15 protein-coding genes and 1 tRNA gene are annotated in these 17,581 nt (G+C 69.3%); 5 read left to right on the top strand and 11 right to left on the bottom strand.

Annotated elements, in window-relative coordinates; genetic code table 11:
• The 5 genes from C5B96_RS03235 to otsA form a co-directional block, all read right to left on the bottom strand.
• Positions 1-1,848: an acetolactate synthase large subunit gene (locus C5B96_RS03235; protein WP_104242918.1), complete on the bottom strand. Its 1,848-nt coding sequence runs from the start codon at positions 1,846-1,848 to the stop codon at positions 1-3.
• A 68-nt stretch (positions 1,849-1,916) separates the two neighbouring features.
• Positions 1,917-3,611 carry a dihydroxy-acid dehydratase gene (gene ilvD / locus C5B96_RS03230; protein WP_104242916.1) on the bottom strand — a complete coding sequence of 565 codons (1,695 nt, stop codon included), beginning with the start codon at positions 3,609-3,611 and terminating at the stop codon, positions 1,917-1,919.
• Between the two features lie 9 nt (positions 3,612-3,620).
• A complete protein-coding gene (locus C5B96_RS03225) occupies positions 3,621-4,529 on the bottom strand; it encodes a MauE/DoxX family redox-associated membrane protein (RefSeq protein WP_104242914.1) in 909 nt (302 codons plus the stop codon).
• A gap of 49 nt (positions 4,530-4,578) precedes the next feature.
• Positions 4,579-5,424 carry a trehalose-phosphatase gene (gene otsB / locus C5B96_RS03220; protein ID WP_233188968.1) on the bottom strand — a complete coding sequence of 282 codons (846 nt, stop codon included), beginning with the start codon at positions 5,422-5,424 and terminating at the stop codon, positions 4,579-4,581.
• Complete coding sequence (otsA, locus tag C5B96_RS03215; RefSeq protein ID WP_104242912.1) at positions 5,421-7,052, bottom strand: alpha,alpha-trehalose-phosphate synthase (UDP-forming); 1,632 nt, start codon at positions 7,050-7,052, stop codon at positions 5,421-5,423. The genes otsB and otsA overlap by 4 nt, the downstream gene beginning before the upstream one ends.
• A gap of 151 nt (positions 7,053-7,203) precedes the next feature.
• Between otsA and C5B96_RS03210 the strand changes: the two genes are divergently transcribed.
• A complete protein-coding gene (locus tag C5B96_RS03210; protein ID WP_104242910.1) occupies positions 7,204-7,398 on the top strand; it encodes a hypothetical protein in 195 nt (64 codons plus the stop codon).
• Positions 7,399-7,508: 110 nt separating this feature from the next.
• On the top strand, positions 7,509-8,426 hold the full coding sequence (locus tag C5B96_RS03205) for a hypothetical protein (protein ID WP_104242908.1): 918 nt from the start codon (positions 7,509-7,511) through the stop codon (positions 8,424-8,426).
• A gap of 207 nt (positions 8,427-8,633) precedes the next feature.
• Here C5B96_RS03205 and C5B96_RS03200 read toward each other — a convergent pair whose 3' ends face one another.
• The 4 genes from C5B96_RS03200 to C5B96_RS03190 all read right to left on the bottom strand — a co-directional run bounded on the left by C5B96_RS03200 (position 8,634) and on the right by C5B96_RS03190 (position 12,826).
• Positions 8,634-10,007 carry a glucose-6-phosphate dehydrogenase gene (locus C5B96_RS03200; RefSeq protein ID WP_104242906.1) on the bottom strand — a complete coding sequence of 458 codons (1,374 nt, stop codon included), beginning with the start codon at positions 10,005-10,007 and terminating at the stop codon, positions 8,634-8,636.
• A 910-nt stretch (positions 10,008-10,917) separates the two neighbouring features.
• Positions 10,918-12,360, bottom strand: a complete 1,443-nt coding sequence (locus C5B96_RS03195) for a GH1 family beta-glucosidase (RefSeq protein WP_104242904.1) — start codon at positions 12,358-12,360, stop codon at positions 10,918-10,920.
• A gap of 104 nt (positions 12,361-12,464) precedes the next feature.
• Complete coding sequence (locus tag C5B96_RS17940) at positions 12,465-12,593, bottom strand: hypothetical protein (protein ID WP_255414689.1); 129 nt, start codon at positions 12,591-12,593, stop codon at positions 12,465-12,467.
• A 157-nt stretch (positions 12,594-12,750) separates the two neighbouring features.
• Positions 12,751-12,826, bottom strand: a tRNA-Lys gene (locus C5B96_RS03190).
• A 159-nt stretch (positions 12,827-12,985) separates the two neighbouring features.
• Here C5B96_RS03190 and bcp point away from each other — a divergent pair.
• Entirely contained in the window at positions 12,986-13,468 is a 483-nt protein-coding gene (gene bcp / locus C5B96_RS03185) for a thioredoxin-dependent thiol peroxidase (protein WP_104242902.1), read from the top strand.
• Here the strand turns inward: bcp and C5B96_RS03180 are convergent.
• Complete coding sequence (locus C5B96_RS03180) at positions 13,452-13,871, bottom strand: hypothetical protein (RefSeq protein ID WP_158507108.1); 420 nt, start codon at positions 13,869-13,871, stop codon at positions 13,452-13,454. The two genes, bcp and C5B96_RS03180, sit on opposite strands and share 17 nt — an antisense overlap.
• A 259-nt stretch (positions 13,872-14,130) precedes the next feature.
• Here C5B96_RS03180 and C5B96_RS03175 point away from each other — a divergent pair, with 259 nt between their 5' ends.
• The gene (locus C5B96_RS03175; protein WP_104242899.1) at positions 14,131-14,379 is read left to right on the top strand and encodes a WhiB family transcriptional regulator; all 249 of its coding nucleotides are present in this window, start codon (positions 14,131-14,133) and stop codon (positions 14,377-14,379) included.
• Positions 14,380-14,500: 121 nt separating this feature from the next.
• Here the strand turns inward: C5B96_RS03175 and C5B96_RS03170 are convergent, their stop codons facing one another.
• On the bottom strand, positions 14,501-15,994 hold the full coding sequence (locus C5B96_RS03170; protein ID WP_104242897.1) for a sensor histidine kinase: 1,494 nt from the start codon (positions 15,992-15,994) through the stop codon (positions 14,501-14,503).
• A 249-nt stretch (positions 15,995-16,243) separates the two neighbouring features.
• Between C5B96_RS03170 and C5B96_RS03165 the strand changes: the two genes are divergently transcribed.
• The gene (locus C5B96_RS03165; protein ID WP_104242895.1) at positions 16,244-16,762 is read left to right on the top strand and encodes an Rv3235 family protein; all 519 of its coding nucleotides are present in this window, start codon (positions 16,244-16,246) and stop codon (positions 16,760-16,762) included.
• Positions 16,763-17,581: the final 819 nt, after the last annotated feature.

Genomic DNA, 17,581 nt, shown 5'->3' with positions numbered 1-17,581 from the left:
CTACTCCTCTTCCCACTCGGGAGCGTGCTCGCGGGCGTACTGCACCGACGAGTTGCCGACTCCCTGGGGAACCATCGGCCAGACCATCGAGTCGCGGCTGACGACGAAGTCGATGACGACCGGGCGGTCGTTCGTCTCGATCGCCAGCTTGATCGCCGCGTCGACGTCTTCTTTGCGCGTCACCCGGATGCCGAGGGCACCGTAGGCATCGGCCAGCTTGACGAAGTCCGGGATCATCACCGTGCCGTCACCGGTGTTCAGGTCGGTGAACGAGTGGCGACCGTCGTAGAAGAGCGTCTGCCACTGCCGCACCATACCGAGCGAGGAGTTGTTGATGATGGCGACCTTGATCGGAATCTTGTTGATCGTGCAGGTCGCGAGCTCCTGGTTGGTCATCTGGAAGCAGCCGTCACCGTCGATCGCCCAGACCGTGCGGTCGGGGTTGGCGACCTTGGCGCCCATGGCCGCGGGCACGCCGTAGCCCATCGTGCCGGCACCGCCGGAGTTCAGCCAGGCGTTCGGCCGCTCGTACTTGATGAACTGGGCGGCCCACATCTGGTGCTGGCCGACGCCGGAGGCGAAGATGCCCTCGGGGCCGGTGATCTGGCCGATGCGCTCGATGACGTACTGCGGCGAGATGAGCCCGTCGACCGGTTCGTCGTAGCCGAGCGGGAACTGCCTCTGCAGATCGTGCAGGCGCTCCCACCAGGCGGAGATGTCGGGCTTGCCCGTTGCTCCCTCGGCACCGGATGCCGCGGCCACCGCCGCAATGGTGTCGGCGTAGGCGGCGGCGAGGTCGATGATCACGTCGCGCGCATCGCCCACGATCGGAACGTCGGCGATGCGGATCTTCGAGATCTCGGCGGGGTCGATGTCGACGTGCACGACCTTGGCGTCGGGCGCGAACTCGCTCACCTTGCCCGTGACGCGGTCGTCGAACCGGGCGCCGAGGGAGACGAGCAGGTCGCTCTCCTGCAGCGCCAGCACAGAGGGCACCGTGCCGTGCATGCCGGGCATCCCGAGGGCCTGGGGGTGCGAGTCGGGGAACGCCCCGCGCGCCATGAGCGTGGTGACGACCGGTGCGCCGGTGAGCTCGGCGAGCTTCAGCAGTTCGGCAGACGCGCCGGCACGGATGACGCCGCCGCCGACATAGAACACCGGGCGCTCGGCCACGGCCAGCAGGGCCGCAGCGGCCTGGATCTGCTTGCCGTGCGCCTTCAGCACCGGGCGGTAGCCGGGCAGGTCGACCTTCGACGGCCAGACGAACGGCGCGGAGTTCTGCTGCGCGTCTTTGGTGATGTCGACGAGCACGGGGCCCGGGCGACCGGTCGACGCGATGAGGTGCGCCGCCGCGAGCGTGGCGGGGATGTCTTCTGGGCGCGTGACGAGGAACGAGTGCTTGGTGATCGGCATCGTGATGCCGACGATGTCGACCTCCTGGAAGCCGTCTGTACCCATCAGGTGCGAGAAGATCTGGCCGGTGATGAACAGCGTCGGCACCGAGTCCATGTACGCATCGGCGATCGCCGTCACGAGGTTCGTGGCGCCGGGCCCCGAGGTCGCGATGGCGACGCCGACACGGCCGGTCGAGGAGGCGTACCCCTCGGCGGCGTGACCGGCACCCTGCTCGTGGCGCACCAGGATGTGGCGGATGGTGGTCGAGGCCATCAGCTCGTCGTAGAACGGGATGATCGCCCCGCCCGGGAGGCCGAAGACGTCTTTCACGCCGAGCTTCTCGAGGGAGCGGAGGATGGCGCCCGAGCCGGTGAGGATCTCGGGTGCCGAAGCGGCCGGTGGCCGCGCGGGCGTACGGGTGTTCGATGGCACGGGAAGGGATTCCGTGGTCATAGGTGGGGATCCTTAAACGAGGGTGCGATGCCGCGGGAGACCCGGAGCGAGCTCTGGGCCGGAAGGACCTACCCCGTGATCGCGCCTTCTGCGGCGGAGTGCACGAGCTTGGAGTATTTGGCCAGAACCCCGCGGGTATAGCGCGGAGGAAGTGGAGCCCAGCCTTCTCGGCGGGCTGCGAGCTCAGCGTCGTCGACGAGTAGGTCGAGCGAGCGAGCTGCGATATCGACCCGAATCAGATCACCATCGCGCACGAAGGCGATCGGACCTGCGTCGACCGCTTCGGGTGCTATGTGGCCGATACACAGTCCGGTTGTGCCGCCTGAGAATCTGCCGTCAGTCAAGAGTAGTACATCTTTGCCGAGCCCAGCGCCCTTGATGGCGGCCGTGATGGCCAGCATCTCGCGCATGCCCGGGCCGCCCTTCGGGCCCTCGTAGCGGATCACCACGACGTCGCCGTGCTTGATCTCACCGCGGGTCAGGGCATCCATCGCCCCGCGCTCGCGCTCGAAGACCTTGGCCGGGCCCTCGAACACGCTGGCGTCGAAGCCGGCCGTCTTGACGACGCCGCCCTCGGGAGCGAGCGAGCCCTTCAGCACGGTGAGCCCGCCGGTCGGGTGGATCGGGTTCTCGAGCGTACGCAGCACCTTGCCGTCGAGCGCCGGCGGGTCGATCTCGGCGAGGTTCTCGGCGAGGGTCTTGCCGGTGACGGTGAGCGCGTCGCCGTGCAGGAGCCCGGCATCCAGCAGCGCCTTCATCAGTACGGGGAGCCCGCCCTGGCGGTCGAGGTCGTTCATCACGTAGCGGCCGAAGGGCTTCATGTCGGCGAGGTGCGGAATCGTGTCGCCGATGCGGTTGAAGTCGTCGATGGTGAGGTCGACCTCGGCCTCGTAGGCGATGGCGAGCAGGTGCAGGATGACGTTGGTCGACCCGCCGAGCGCCATGGCGACGGCGATCGCGTTCTCGAAGGCGTCTCGGGTCAGGATGTCGCGGGTCGTGATTCCGAGGCGCAGCATGTTCACGACGGCCTCACCCGAGCGGTGCGCGAAGTAGTCGCGGCGCCGATCGGCGGAGGCGGGGGATGCCGAGCCGGGCAGGCTCATACCGAGGGCCTCGGCGACGCTGGCCATGGTGTTGGCGGTGTACATGCCGCCGCAGGCACCCTCGCCCGGAGCGAAGGCGCACTCGATGCGCTTGGCGTCTGCCTCGCTCATGGTGCCGGCCTTGACGCCGCCGACGGCCTCGAACGAGTCGATGATGGTGATGTCCTTCTCGGTGCCGTCGCTGAGCTTCACCCAGCCCGGCGCGATCGACCCGGCGTAGAGGAAGACCGACGCGAGGTCGAGGCGGGCCGCGGCCATCAGCATCCCGGGCAGCGACTTGTCGCACCCGGCGAGCAGCACGCTGCCGTCGAGGCGCTCGGCCTGCATGACGGTCTCGACGCTGTCGGCGATGACCTCGCGCGAGACGAGCGAGAAGTGCATGCCCTCGTGGCCCATCGAGATGCCGTCGCTGACCGAGATCGTGCCGAACTGCAGCGGGTACCCGCCGCCGGAGTGCACGCCCTCCTTCGAGGCCTGCGCGAGCCGGTCGAGGGAGAGGTTGCAGGGGGTGATCTCGTTCCACGAGCTCGCGATGCCGATCTGCGGCTTCTCCCAGTCGGCGTCGCCCATGCCGACCGCACGCAGCATCCCGCGCGAGGTGGTGGCTTCGATTCCGTCGGTGACGACGCGCGAGCGCGGCTTCATGTCTATGTCGGGCATGGTACGAGTTTAGAACCTCAGCGCCGACTGGATGCCGCCGACCAGCGCCTCGATCTCGTCGGGCCCGAGTACCGGGCCGGCGGCGACGGTGAGGTCGCGCCCGATCAGCACGGCAGCGGGCACCTGTTCGATGCCGAGGGCGGTGCGGATGCCGCGGGCACCGTGCAGGGCGCCGGGCGCCGCTTCGGGGTAGGCGCCGGCGAGCGCGGCAGGGGTTGCGGAGGTCGCGATCCGCACCCGCACGGCCGGTTCGAGCGAGGCGGTCCACTCCGGCAGCGCCGCCACCACGAGGCTGCAGGCGTGGCATTCGAGCTGCACGAAGACGAGCAGCAGGGCGTGGCCGGCGGCGAGGTCAGGCGCGGGGAGGTCGGGCGCGTGAAGGCGCCGGGCGAGCCTGCGGTTCTCGAACCAGAGCAGCCCGAACGCCACCGACCCGGCCGTGATCGCCACCAGCCAGGTCACCGACTGCGTGTCGAAGTGTGCGGCCTCGACCACCGGGCCGTTGCTTCCGGTCGCCCCCAGCGCGACCAGCAGGGCGGCAGCGGTCAGCACGAGGTTCCGCAGCACGGTCGCCCGGCCGACCGGCTCGGTGCTGGCGGCGCCGAAGCAGTTGCAGTGCACCTGGTCGGGCCGACTCGCGGCCCGGGCGACGATCACGGTCAGAACCCCGAAGAAGACCGCGACCAGCCACCCCGCCGCGAGGAACCCCCAGCCGGGCAGCGCCAGCACCGCGAGCCCCAGCCCCACCTCGAGCCAGGGCTGCCAGGCCGCGAACCACCCGAGCCGATCGGCGAACGGAACGCGCAGGGCGATCAGGCTGTCGGCGGTCGCCTGCCGGTCGCCGACCTTCAGGAGGCCGCTGAGCAGCAGCACCCCGGCGACGATGACCGGGATCGCCGCGAGCGCGCCAGCATCCATACCGCCAGTATCACCGATCGGCGTCGACGGGTGGCGCTGCCTCCCCGCCTCAGTGGGCCGGGGCCGCTCCCCCGCGCAGTTCGGCCAGCAGCGCCAGCACCCCGGCGACCTCGCGCGGGTCTGCCACGCGGAACTCCGCGATCGTCGTGCCCGCACCGCTCTTCAGGCCGAAGTCGCGCTCGCCCAGCACGGCGAAGGCGTCTTCGTCGGTCACGTCGTCGCCGGCGTAGAGCACGGCTGTCGCCTTCGTGTACTCCTTCAGCTGCAGCAGGGCCTCGCCCTTCGTCGCGCTGCGCACCGAGAACTCGATCACGTTCTTTCCCTCGCGAACCGTCAGCCCGTCGATCTCGGCGCGGGTCTCGTTCAGGGCCTGCAGGTGGGCGATGCGCGAATCCTTCTCCGTCGCCAGGCGCGTGTGCAGAGCGAACCCGGCGGGCTTCGACTCGACCCAGACCTGGTCGAGCCCCGCGGCGACGTCTTCGAGAACCTCGCTCAGCACCTCCACCTGTTCGAGCTCTGTCGTGTCGAGGTTCAGCGTGACGTCAGGGCTGTCGAGCCGGAACTCGACGCCGTGTGAGCCGACGAGCAGCACGTCGTCGGGAACGTCGGCGACGTGCTCGAGGCTCTCCATCGCCCGCCCCGAGATGAGCGCCACCCGGGTGTTCGGCAGGGCGACCAACGCCAGCAGGGCGGCTCGCGCTTCGGGCAGGGCCCGGGCACGCTGGGGGTCGTCGACCTCGGGAGCGAGGGTGCCGTCGAAGTCGAGGGCGACGAGCAGCTTCGGCGTCGCCGCGAGGGTGCCGAGCTTCGCGACGAGCTCGTGAGCGTCGTCGGCTGCCGCGCTCTTCGGGGTCGACTCGCGGATGCCCGGGGTGTCGGTCGCCGTGTCGTTCACTTCTGCGATCCGCCGTCGAGGGGGTGCGCGGCGGCGGTCCCGGTGGCGGCGGTCTCGGCGGCGGCTGCCGCATCGGCCGCATCCCCGGCAGCGGCCTCTGCCGTCTCGGCGGCATCGATCGCGTCGGCCACCTCTGCCGCCTCTGCGGCGCTCTGTGCGCTCGTGCGCCCGGCCAGCTCGTCGAGGAACGACTTCGACCAGTGCGCCACGTCGTACTCGGTGACGCGCTTGCGAAGGGCGCGCATCCGTCTCACCCGCTCGCTCCTCGGCATGGCGATCGCCTTCAGGATCGCCTCCTTGAGGCCCTGGATGTCGTGCGGGTTGACCAGCAGGGCCTGCTTCAGCTCGTCGGCGGCGCCCGCGAACTCGCTCAGCACCAGCACGCCGTCGTTGTCGAAGCGGGAGGCGACATATTCCTTCGCGACCAGGTTCATGCCGTCTCGCAGCGCGGTCACCAGCATGATGTCGGCAGCGAGGTACAGCGCCGCCATCTCCTCGCGCGGGCGGCCCTGGTGCAGGTAGCTGATCGCGGAGTGGCTGATCGTCGAGAAGTCGCCGTTGATGCGGCCGACCGTCAGCTCGATCTCGTCGCGGAGCTGCATGTAGGTCTTCACCCGCTCACGGCTCGGGCTCGCCACCTGGATCAGGCTGGCGTGGCCGACATCGATCTTGCCGTCTTCGATCAGTTCGCCGTAGGCCTTAAGGCGATGGCCGATGCCCTTGGTGTAGTCCAGCCGGTCGACGCCGAGCATGACCACGTCGGGGTCGCCGAGTTCGTGGCGGATCTCCCTGGCCCGCGCCTGGATCTCGGGGCGCTGGGCGAGCTCGACGAAGCTGGCGGTGTCGATCGAGATCGGGAACGCGCGGGCGGTGACGGTGCGCACCTGCTGCCCGCGGCGGGAGAGACGGGTGCGCGTGGTCCGCGCATCCGACTCGGCGGAATCCGCGACCGGAACCTCGACGGTCTGCGCCTTCGTGGTGTAGCCGAGCAGGCGGCGCACGGCGCGGGTGAAGTTGCCGGCATCCGCCACCCGCTGGAAGCCGATGACGTCGGCACCGAGCAGGCCCTCGATGATCTGCGTGCGCCACGGCAGCTGGCTGAAGATGCCGTATGCCGGAAAGGGAATGTGGTTGAAGAACCCGATCGTCAGGTCGGGCCTGATCTCACGGAGCATCTTCGGCACGAGCTGCAGCTGGTAGTCCTGCACCCAGACCGTGGCGCCCTGTGCGGCCGAACCCGCCGCCCTGTCGGCGAACCGCTGGTTCACCTCGACGTAGGAGTCCCACCAGTCGCGGTGGTAGGTGGGCGGCGCGATCACGTCGTGGTAGAGCGGCCAGAGGGTGTCGTTCGAGAACCCCTCGTAGTAGAGCTCGACCTCGTCGGCGCTGAGCGTCACGGGAACGATCGAGATACCGTCGTTCTCGAAGGGGTCGGAACGATCATCCGGAACCCCTGCCCAACCGACCCAGGCGCCCTCGCTCGCGCGCATGATCGGCTCGAGCGCGGTGACGAGGCCGCCGGGCGAGGCCCGCCAGCTCTCGGAACCGTCGTCGGCGACGACTTTGTCGACGGGGAGTCGGTTGGAGACGACGACAAGGTCGTACGGGCCGGTTGCTGGATTCGACATCCCGACCACGGTACCAGCCGAGACGTTCGCGGGCAGGGAGAAAGCGGCAGAGTACCAAGCCGCCCGAGAAGCGCAAGCAGGAGACGGCCGGCCCGGCGAGCGGGGCGGGTTTGCTCTAACGTGGTCGGTATCCACGATCTGGAAGGCTGCGATGCGCAAGTTCATCTTCAACAGCAGTATCATCGGCGCGGTTGCCAGCGGGTTCGCTGTCATCCAGACCACCCGCCGCGGCCCGCGCGACTGGCGCCTGGTTCTCATGTGGGTCAGCTGGGCCCTCACCGTCGCCCTGGCGGTCGGCAGTGTGCAGCAGGATGACCGCGAAGCCCGCGAGCTGAACGCGAAGTAGTCCGTCTCGACCACGTCGAATTCCGCCCGATCTGGGGGCCTGTTCGGCGTGTCACGCCGCTGCGGGGCACCGGGTCGCACACTATTGTTCCAACGGTGTGAGAAGGGCTCATGATGATTGGTTGGCGGCGCAAAGCGAAGGCCGAACGGGCCCGGCTCGAGAACCCGATGTCGGCGGAACATCTGTATGAGCTGGTGAACCAGACCTTGCTCACGCACTTCGGTCCGCTCGGGTCGTACGCGATCACGCGGCGGGCCAGTTCCGACAGTGACGACATCTTCCACACGATGCTCGCGTCGTCGGTCGCGCACGACATCGCGACGACGCTCATCGCCCACAACGCGGTGCCGCTGAAGCCGCAGGCGCCCGTCGCCGGTTCCTTCGTGGGGGCCACCTCGGCCTTCGCGTCGACCCGTGCGCTGCCGGCCGAGCCGCTGTCCGCGCCCGCTGCCCTCGGCCTGCCGCCGCTCCGGGTGGGGGCGCACGCCGCGCCGGGTGAGGTGGCTGCGGAGGCCGCCACGCCCGTTGGTGTTGCTGCTGTTGCCGTCGTTGCTGCTGCTCCCGTCGTTGCCGCTGATGTGGCCGTCGTTGCTGCTGCTCCCGTCGTTGCCGCTGATGTGGCCGTCGTTGCTGCTGCGCCGGCCGTCGCCGCGACCGCTGCCGCCGCGCACGCCCTGCCATCGGCCGAGGCCTCCCCCGTCGTCGCTGCGGTCTCCGTTGCCACGGCCGCCCTGCCGATCCTGCCGCTGCCGGTCTCAGCCGTCAGCGCGCCTGCTGACCTCTCGGCGGCAGCCGTCGCAGAGCCCGTCTCGGCACGCCCCGCGCCGCTGGCGCCGCTGGCACCGCTGGCGCCGCTGGCACCGATCGTCGCCGTGCCCGTCTCCGCGGACCTCGCGGCCGCGCTCGTCGAGCTCGACCGCACCGGCCCCATCGGCGTGGCACCGGTCGCCGCAGCGCCCGTCTCGGCGGCGCCCGTCTCGGCGGCTCGCGCCAACGCCGACCTGCACCTCATCGACGCCGACCGCTAGGCCACCTCGCCCTTCGGGGCGTCGGCGCATCGCGTCACGCCTCAACAGGGCGTCAGCGTGATGCGGCCGGGCTCTCGGGATGCGGCCGGGGCTCTCGGGACTGAAAGGGCGGAGCGTCATGCCCCGATGGCTTCCCGGCGCGCCACGGCCACGGCCACGGCCGCTCGCGACCCGGGGAGGCGCAAGCGGCAGCGGCCGAGCCAGGCCTCAGATACGCGGCCAGAGCGTCGGACCCTCTGAGCCCGCGTGGTAGTTGTCGATCGGCACCTCGTCGCGCTTCCAGGCCTCCACGATCGGCGCCACGATGCGCCAGCCCTCAACGGCAGAGTCGCCGCGCACCGACAGCGACGAGTCGCCGTCGAGGATGCCCGCCAGAACCTCCCGGTAGGCCAGCAGCTGCCCGTCGCCGAAGTGCGCGTCGAGGCTGATGCGCTCGAGCTCGTAGGGGTCACCCGGCCCGTTGATGTTGATCTCGAGCGACATCTCATCCGGAGCCAGCAGCACCCGCAGCACCGACGGGTCGTTGTGCCCCTTCAGTCCCACCGGCAGCTGCCGCGCCGGCCGGAACGTGATCACGATCTCGCGGCGACGCTCCGCGAGCGCCTTGCCCGAGCGCAGCGTGAACGGGATGCCCGCCCACCGCCATGTGTTGATCTCGAACGTCACCTCGGCCAGCGTCTCGGTCTCGCGGCTCGGGTCGACCCCCTGCTCGTCGACGTACGACGGCAGCTGCCGCCCCTGCACCTCCCCCGCCGTGTACCGCGCCCGGCGCGATGCCGCGATCGCGTCGCCCTGCCACACCTGGGTCGCCCGCAGCGCGAGCTGCTTCGCGTCGCGCAGGTCGGTCGAACGCAGCGTCGACGGCGGCTCCATCGCCACGACCGCCATCACCTGCAGCAGGTGGCTCTGGATCATGTCGACCAGCGCACCGGCCTTGTCGTAGTAGCGCGCCCGCCCTTCGAGCGCGAGCTGCTCGTCGTAGATGATCTCGACCTTCTCGACGTGCTCGGCGTTCCACACCGGCTCGAAGATGCGGTTCGCGAAGCGGAGCCCCAGCAGGTTCAGCACCGTCGATCGCCCGAGAAAGTGGTCGACCCGGTGGATCTGCTCCTCCGGCACCAGCCGCAGCAGCAGCTCGTTGAGGGCGATCGCGCTCTGCTCGTCGGTGCCGAACGGCTTCTCCAGGGCGAGGGTGAGTCCGTCGGGGCGCTTCACGTGCTCGAGCGCGGCGCAGGCCGAGGCGGCGACGGCCGGCGGCAACGCGAAGTAGATCGCCGGAACGCCCTCGCACTCGTCGAGCAGCTTCTGCAGGTCTTCCGGCTTCGTCACGTCGGCCTGGTAGTAGTGCGACCCTGACAGGATGCCGTCGACCGTGGCTCCGGATGCATCGACCTCGGCGAAGGAGGTCGCGATGACCTTCCGCCACTGCTCATCGGTCCAGGCTTCGACACCGGCGCCGATGAGCTTCAGTTCGCGGTCGGGCTCCGACGTCAGCAGCTGCGCGAGGCCGGGAAGGAGCAGACGCGCGGAGAGGTCTCCAGACGCGCCGAGAATGACGAGGGTACCGATCAGTTGGCTCATGTGCTCACCCTAGATCACCGGGCTGGTCCCGGCGCAAAGGTCAAAGGATCGCGGTGAGCCCACGTGTGGACGGGCTGGGAACGACTGGAGCCGGGTCGATAGAGGTGCTGGGAAGAGACGGAATCGGCTCACTCAGCACAGGGTCAGCAGCCTCGTCCGGCGGCACCGGCTGAGGTGCCGGATCGGAGGGCACGGGGTCAGGTGCCGGATCGGACGGGACCGGGTCGGGCGCAGGATCGGAGGGCACCGGATCCGGAGCGGGATCGGTCGGTGCAGGATCGACGGGAGGCGGATCCGACGGAACCGGATCGGCGGGAACCGGGTCGACCGGCGCAGGGTTCGCGGGCGCTGGGTCGGCGGGAGTGGGATCAGCGGGAGCGGGATCAGCCGGCGCCGGAGCGTCGGGCGCCGGGTCGCTCGACACCGTACCGCCTGAATCCGTATCCTCGTCGCCTGTCGACCCACCCGACGAATCATCGCCGACAGACGATTGTGACGAGCCCCCGCTGAAATCGATGGCGGAGAAACCGGCGTCGGCTGCGGCTTGTGCTGCTGCGGCCTGTGCTGCTGCGGCTGCCGCCGCGGCATCCGCTTCGCTTGCCGCGGTGACCGGCACAGGAGCCGTCGTGGCAACAGAAGTCGGGCCGGGGGTCGAAGCGCCGACGTTCGAGCCGACCTCAGACAGAGGCGCCCGGTTCGGCGACGTCCGCGAGGCGGCCAGCCCGACGAGCAGCGACGTCGCGGCCACAGCCACAACGAGCCCCGCTCCGATCGGCACACCTCGCGGAATCCGCCGCATGGCTCGCCGCGCTCGGCTACGTACGTTCATCATCATCCCCACGCGCCCGAGCATACGATGAGCAAGAGCACCTGAACTAGTTGTGCCGCAAAAACTTTACAAATGTGTTACTCAGGCCGGGATCGTGTTGCTGGCCGCCAGCTCCGCGTACCAGAGCGCCGAATCCTTCGGGGTGCGCTCGAGCGTGTCGTAGTCGACGCGCACGATGCCGAACCGCTTGGAGTAGCCGTAGCCCCACTCGAAGTTGTCCATCAGCGACCAGACGAAGTACCCGCGGAGGTCCACGCCCGCATCGATCGCGCGGTGCGCCGCCGTGATGTGCCGCCGCAGGTAGTCGACGCGCTCGACGTCGTGCACCGCACCGTCGGTCACGGTGTCGGCGAACGCGGCGCCGTTCTCGGTGATCATCAGCGGCTGCTCGGGGAACTCGTCACGCAGCTGGACCAGCAGGTCGAACAGGCCCGAGGGGTCGATGTTCCACCCCATCTCGGTGTACGGGCCGGGCTGCACATGGAACTCGACGATGTCGGATCCCGGCCACGGCGAACCTCCGACGTTCTGGTGGCCGTCGGCGTTCGCCCGCGGGCTCACGCCGTCCCAGATGGAGACCGTCACGGTCGAGTAGTAGTTCACACCGAGCACATCGATGGGCTGGTGGATGATCGCGAGGTCGCCGGGCTCGACGAACGACCAGTCGGTGACCTGCTTGGTGTCTTCGAGCAGATCGTCGGGGTAGGCGCCCTTCAGGAGCGGCCCGGTGAATGCCCGGTTGGCGAGCGCATCGATGCGTCGTGCCGCCTCGGCCCCGGTCGGCCCGTGCCCGCGGATCGAGTGCAGGTTGAGCGTGATCGAGAATTCGGGGTCGTTGGTCACGACCTCCCGCAGCGCCAGCACCGCCAGCCCGTGTGCGAGGTTCAGGTGGTGCACGGCCGCCAGGGCGCCCTCGGGCGACATCTTCCCCGGGGCGTGCGCCCCGGAGCCGTAGCCGAGGTACGCCGAGCACCACGGCTCGTTCAGCGTCGTCCAGGTGTGCACCCGGTCACCGAACGCTTCGCCGACAATGCGCGCATACTCACCGAACGCCTCGGCGGTGGCCCGCGACATCCACCCGCCCTCGTCTTCGAGCGCCTGCGGAAGGTCCCAGTGGTACAGCGTCGCGACCGGCGTGATGCCCCGGGCGAGGAGGCCGTCGATGAGCCTGCCGTAGAAGTCGAGGCCGGCCTGGTTGGCGGGGCCGCGACCGGTCGGCTGGATGCGCGGCCAGGCGATCGAGAACCGGTACGCCTGCAGGTTCAGCGACGCCATCAGGTCGAGGTCTTCGTCGAGCCGGTGGTAGTGGTCGTCGGCGACATCGCCGGTGTCGCCGTTGAACACCTTGCCGGGGGTCTTGCTGAACGTGTCCCAGATCGAAGGCCCGCGGCCGTCTTCGTCGAACGCGCCCTCGATCTGGTACGACGCTGTCGCCGAGCCGAAGGTGAAGGCGGGCGGGAAGACGAGGCCGCCGTCCCGGTAGTCGGGGTTGCCCTGGCCGGCCGCGGTGGTGCTGTCTGTCACTGTGAAGATCTTTCTCTCAGGGGTGGCCGCTCGGGCCGTGCACTACGAGAGTAGTGCCGGTCGAGCTCCTGTGAGAGCGCTTACACGCGGCGTGCGGCGGAGTTCTAGTGGAAGAAGGCGATGACGACGAGAACGGCAGTCGCCGTGCTGAGCACGGACAACCCGCCGATGGTGAGTGCGCGGCGAAGGCCGGCGTGCGGATCGGTTGCCCGGAGGATCTCGGTCTGTGTCATTGCGGTCTCCTTTGACCGGTCAACTGGTGCCTGCGACGTGCAGGTGCCTCAACTATAGGGGCCCGACCGCCATCGCCCACGTCTCTCGCTCTGCGTTTCGCGGCGAGAGGGCTCCTGGAACGACAGAGGCCCGATCCAGAACGGATCGGGCCTCTCGTGGTGCACCCCCCGGGACTTGAACCCGGAACCCACTGATTAAGAGTCAGTTGCTCTGCCAATTGAGCTAGAGGTGCATGGCTGGCCCGTGTAACCCGAGCCGAGGATAAACATTAGCATGAGTCTGGCGGCCCCGCGAACGGGATGCCGCGGCATCCGCATCGCGCAGCACCTGCAGCCCGCGCAGTACCCGCCGCACCGCACCGCACCGCACCGACGAAAGCGAGACACCACCCGTGAGCGACACCGCAGAACGATTGACCGTCGGCCAGACGGCCCCCGACTTCACCCTCCCCGACGAGAACGGCAACGATGTCTCCCTGGCCGGCCTCCGCGGCCAGAAGGTCGTCGTCTACTTCTACCCGGCCGCCAACACGCCGGGCTGTACCACCGAGGCCTGCGACTTTCGCGACAACATCAACTCGCTGAAGGGCGCCGGGTACCTCGTGCTCGGCATCTCGAAGGACTCCCCCGCGGTGCTGAAGGGCTTCGCCGAGGCGCAGGGCCTCAACTTCCCCCTGCTCTCCGACCCCGACCTCGCGGTACACCGGGCCTATGGCGCCTACGGCGAGAAGTCGCTCTACGGCAAGACGGTCACCGGCGTTCTGCGCTCCACCTTCGTTCTCGACGAAGAAGGCGTCATCACCCAGGCGCTCTACAACGTCAAGGCCACCGGCCACGTCGCGTCGCTCCGCAAGAAGCTCAAGATCGACGCGTGACCGCCACGACCGAGGGTGACAGCAGCAGCCCGACGCCGAGCAGCGAGATGATCAGCAGCGGCCATCCGTCGACCACATCGGCGAGCAGGCCCTGAAAGACACAGATCGCCACGACGATCTGCAGAATCTGCCAGGTGAGAGCTGCACCCCGCACCCACGGTCGCATCCGATAGGCCCCGAGCGCGATGAACAGCACCCACACCCCGGCAGCGAGCACGAGCACGATCAGCGCGATCGCCGTTGCATACGACTCGGGCTGCGTGTCGGCCAGCTGGGCGACCAGCCAGGCGCCGATCGCGAGCACTCCCAGTGCCTCGACCAGCAGGAGCAGGGCGAGCAGAACGAGCAGCAGCGGCCGTCTCAGAGGGGTTTCCGGATGCTCGGCGGAGCCTGTTCCGTGCATGCCAGCCTGATCGTCCATATCTCCACACACCAGAAAAACCTTGATTTGCCACTACCAGTATGCGACCATATTTGAGGTCGATTGTTGCTCACAATGTCGTGGGGGTGCGACGTGAGAGTAATCCCTTAATGCACCCGATGCTGTTCTGATGCGTGCTGTTCTTCTACAGCCCATGCGTCATTCTCAGCTGCTCGTCGTCTGAACCCGAATCTTAGGTCGTTCGACCGAGGCACACGCATTACCCGAAGGAGTACCCCGCATGGATTGGCGCGACAAGGCCGCCTGCCTGACTGCAGACCCCGAGCTTTTCTTCCCCGTCGGCAACACCGGCCCCGCCGTCGACCAGATCGACAAGGCCAAGACCGTCTGTGCCCGGTGCACGGTCACCGAGGTCTGCCTGCAGTACGCACTCGAGACCGGCCAGGACTCGGGCGTCTGGGGCGGCCTCAGCGAAGACGAGCGCCGCGCCCTCAAGCGTCGCGCCGCGCGCGCGCGCCGCGCCTCGTAGGGCGCAGCCCAGAGCACCCGCACAGAGACACCCTCACAGAGGCACCCTTCGAACCGAAACCCGCCGGCTACCGGCCAGTGGGTTTCGGTTCGAGTCTTTTCACGACCCCTTCAGCAGCGCGTCAGCGCTTCTTCAGCCAGCGGAACGGTATCTCGATCGTCACGACCGTGCCGCTGCCCACCATCGTGTGCCAGTCGATGATGCCGCCCAGTTCACCCTGGATGAGCGTGCGCACGATCTGCGTACCGAGGCCCGAGCCGACCTTGCCCTCCGGCAGGCCCGATCCAGTGTCGCGAACCTCGACCGTCAGCGTCTCCTCCGACCGCGAGGCCACTATCTCGACCTGACCCTCCTGGCCCGCGAGACCGTGCTCGACCGCGTTCGTGACGAGCTCGGTGAGCGCCAGCGCGAGCGGGGTCGCGTACTCGCTCGGCAGCACGCCGAAACTGCCGCTGAACTTGGGATGCACGGTCGTGTTGTGCGCCGAGGCCACCTCGGTGACGAGCATCAGCACCCGCTCGAAGACGACGTCGAAGTCGACCTTCTGGCTGAGCCCCTCCGAGAGCGTGTCGTGCACCACCGCGATAGCGGCGACCCGGCGCATGGCCTGCGAGAGGGCATCCTTCGCGTCGTCGGAATGCGTGCGCCGGGCCTGGATGCGCAGCAGCGAGGCGACGGTCTGCAGGTTGTTCTTCACGCGGTGGTGGATCTCGCGGATCGTCGCATCCTTCGTGATCAGTTCGCGCTCGTCATGACGCAGTTCGGTGACGTCGCGGCAGAGCACGATCGCACCGAACCGCTGGCCGCGGGTGCGGAGCGGAATCGCGCGCAGCGACACCGTGACCCCCTTCGCGTCGATGTCTGTGCGCCAGGGGGCGCGCCCGGTGACGACCAGGGGCAGCGACTCGTCGACGACGAGCGTGCCGTTCAGCAGCAGCGTCGTCACTTCTGCGAGGGACTGACCCTCGAGCTCTTCGCTGAAACCCATGCGGTTGAAAGCGCTCAGACCGTTCGGGCTGGCGAACGTCACGGTTCCGTCGGCGTCGAGCCTGATCAGGCCATCGGATGCCCGGGGGGCACCCCTGCGCGGCCCCGTCGGGGCCCCGAGGTCGGGAAAGTCGCCCGCAGCGATCATGGCGAAGAGGTCGTTCGCGCACTCGTTGAACGTCAACTCCTGCCGGCTCGGCGTACGCGCCTCGCTCAGGTTGGTGTGGCGCGTGACCACGGCGATCGGGCGGTCGGTCGTCTTCATGTCGCTCTGCGAGAGGCGGCGGAGCACCGGCACGGCGCGCACACGCGTCGGGGTCTCCTCGTACCAGTCGGGGGCCGCCGTGTCGACGATCTGAGCGCTCTGGTAGGCGTCGGTGACCTGCTTGCGCCACTCGGCCTTCACGGCCTGGCCCACGAAGTCCCGGTAGAAGAGGGTGGCCGAACCAGACGGTCGCGCGTGCGCCACGGCGACGAAGCTGCCGTCGTTCGATGGCACCCACAGCACGATGTCGGCGAAGGCGAGGTCGGCAAGCAGCTGCCAGTCGCCGACCAAGAGGTGGAGCCACTCGACGTCGGCTTCGGTGGAATTGCCCTGCGCGAGGACCAGATCGCTCAATGTTGACACGCGCTCTAGCCTACGGCCCCCGGGAGGGGGGATGCGGGCACGCTCGGGGGTGACGAGGGGATGCACCTCTCCTTCACAGCAGCGGAGCGCCGCGCAAACTCTCCACAGAGCAGATGCCGCTCTGGACACCCGAAGACGCACCTGCTTTCATGACACCACCCGAACCTGAGATATGTTCACACGCCTCCGCAGATCGCTGTCGACCCAGCCGCGATCCGCGGATCGGCCACACCCCCGGAGCCGTGCACTATGAGCCTTTCCCCCACCCTCGTCGACCTCGATCGCCCTTCGCCCGGTTTACCGAGTCACTCCGAGCCGCGCCAGGTCGATGCCCCGCGGCCGCTCGGCGGGCCCGATCAGCCCACCGGAAAGGAGCCCGGGGGTGGTGCGTTCGGCGGTGACGTTGCCCTCACCGGGTGCGGCGACTCGGTCGAGAGCACTGCGACCTTCCTGGAGAGCCTCACGCTCTGCGTCATGGAGGTGCTCGCCGGAGTCCGCGACCTCGACCAGGTGGCACGCTGGGTCTCCGACGACGTCTACCGCCACCTCACCCAGCGCGTCGTGCTCTCGGCCCGCGCCCGCCAGGTCAAGGGCGACCGCACCATCAGGCCCACTTTCACCATCGGACGCACCGTGCAGAGCGAGCCGGCCCCCGGCGTCGTCGAGGGCGTCGTCATCGTGCACGGCAAGGCCCGCTCCCGCGCCGTCGCCCTCCGTCTGGAGCGCCTCAACTCCCGCTGGCGCGCGAGCGCCATCAACGTGCTCTGACCGGCGACGCCGCGCGCTACCCCGTCGCCCGTCGCCCGTGCGCACCGGCACCACTGGACCGGCCGCGGCGACCCGGCTCCGCCCGTGCGAGTCCGTCGAAGAGGACGGCCGGTCTCGCTCAAAGGAACCTCTTGCGCTGTGCCGCTCGCGGTAGCGATCGAGCCCTGGCCGACTGTCACGGCCGCTCCGAATGGGGCAGTTGCTTCGCGGCCGGTCTAAGGGCGGGACGGTACTTGACGGCCGGTCTACGGGCGGGACGGTACTTGACGGCCGGTCTACGGGCGGGACGGTACTTGACGGCCGGTCTACGGGCGGGAAGTGTCTCGCGGCTGGTCGGCTGGTCGGCTGGTCGGCTAGCCGGGGCATCCCCTTTGGCCGGTCGACGGGCGGGTAGTGTCTCGCGGTTGGTCGGCTGACCGGGGGGCATTCCCTTTGGCAGGCCGACGCGCGAGGGCACGCCCAGCGGCCCGCCGAAGGGCGGGGCCGCGCCCGGCGGACGGGCGGGGCCGCGCCGCGCGCCCGGCGGACGGGCGGGGTCGCGTCTGCGGCCGGTCAGCTGGTTGGAGGCGCGAAGGGACGGCCCGCCGGCACGCCCCTAGACGGCGGGGCGAGGCGGGGCGGGAGAGCCAGCCGGTCGGTGCGACCCTCGCCGGCGGCCGGCCCTACGGCGCCCTTGGCGGGCGGGCTCAAGAGGACGCGCCCCGTCGCCAACCGGCCGGGGGCGGCGCCGGGGCGGGCTACTTCTTCTTGGCGTTGCGGCGGTCTGCGCGGTTCGCGGCAGGGGGAGCGCCGACGGGGGTCTTCTGGCCGAAGGCACCC

Source organism: Subtercola sp. Z020, from assembly GCF_002931235.1.
In the GTDB taxonomy this organism is placed as follows: Bacteria; Actinomycetota; Actinomycetes; order Actinomycetales; family Microbacteriaceae; genus Subtercola.
Note: the sequence above shows the minus strand (reverse complement) of the source record. Positions and strands in the feature narration are given on the sequence as shown.

Bases quoted from the DNA above. Each gene is read 5' to 3' on its own strand.
- C5B96_RS17940 (WP_255414689.1), bottom strand. From the start codon at position 12,593: ATGACACAGACCGAGATCCTCCGGGCAACCGATCCGCACGCCGGCCTT.
- ilvD (WP_104242916.1), bottom strand. From the start codon at position 3,611: ATGCCCGACATAGACATGAAGCCGCGCTCGCGCGTCGTCACCGACGGA.
- otsA (WP_104242912.1), bottom strand. From the start codon at position 7,052: ATGTCGAATCCAGCAACCGGCCCGTACGACCTTGTCGTCGTCTCCAAC.
- C5B96_RS03165 (WP_104242895.1), top strand. From the start codon at position 16,244: ATGAGCCTTTCCCCCACCCTCGTCGACCTCGATCGCCCTTCGCCCGGT.
- C5B96_RS03205 (WP_104242908.1), top strand. From the start codon at position 7,509: ATGATGATTGGTTGGCGGCGCAAAGCGAAGGCCGAACGGGCCCGGCTC.
- C5B96_RS03175 (WP_104242899.1), top strand. From the start codon at position 14,131: ATGGATTGGCGCGACAAGGCCGCCTGCCTGACTGCAGACCCCGAGCTT.
- C5B96_RS03225 (WP_104242914.1), bottom strand. From the start codon at position 4,529: ATGGATGCTGGCGCGCTCGCGGCGATCCCGGTCATCGTCGCCGGGGTG.
- C5B96_RS03180 (WP_158507108.1), bottom strand. From the start codon at position 13,871: ATGCACGGAACAGGCTCCGCCGAGCATCCGGAAACCCCTCTGAGACGG.
- C5B96_RS03210 (WP_104242910.1), top strand. From the start codon at position 7,204: ATGCGCAAGTTCATCTTCAACAGCAGTATCATCGGCGCGGTTGCCAGC.
- C5B96_RS03235 (WP_104242918.1), bottom strand. From the start codon at position 1,848: ATGACCACGGAATCCCTTCCCGTGCCATCGAACACCCGTACGCCCGCG.
- C5B96_RS03200 (WP_104242906.1), bottom strand. From the start codon at position 10,007: ATGAGCCAACTGATCGGTACCCTCGTCATTCTCGGCGCGTCTGGAGAC.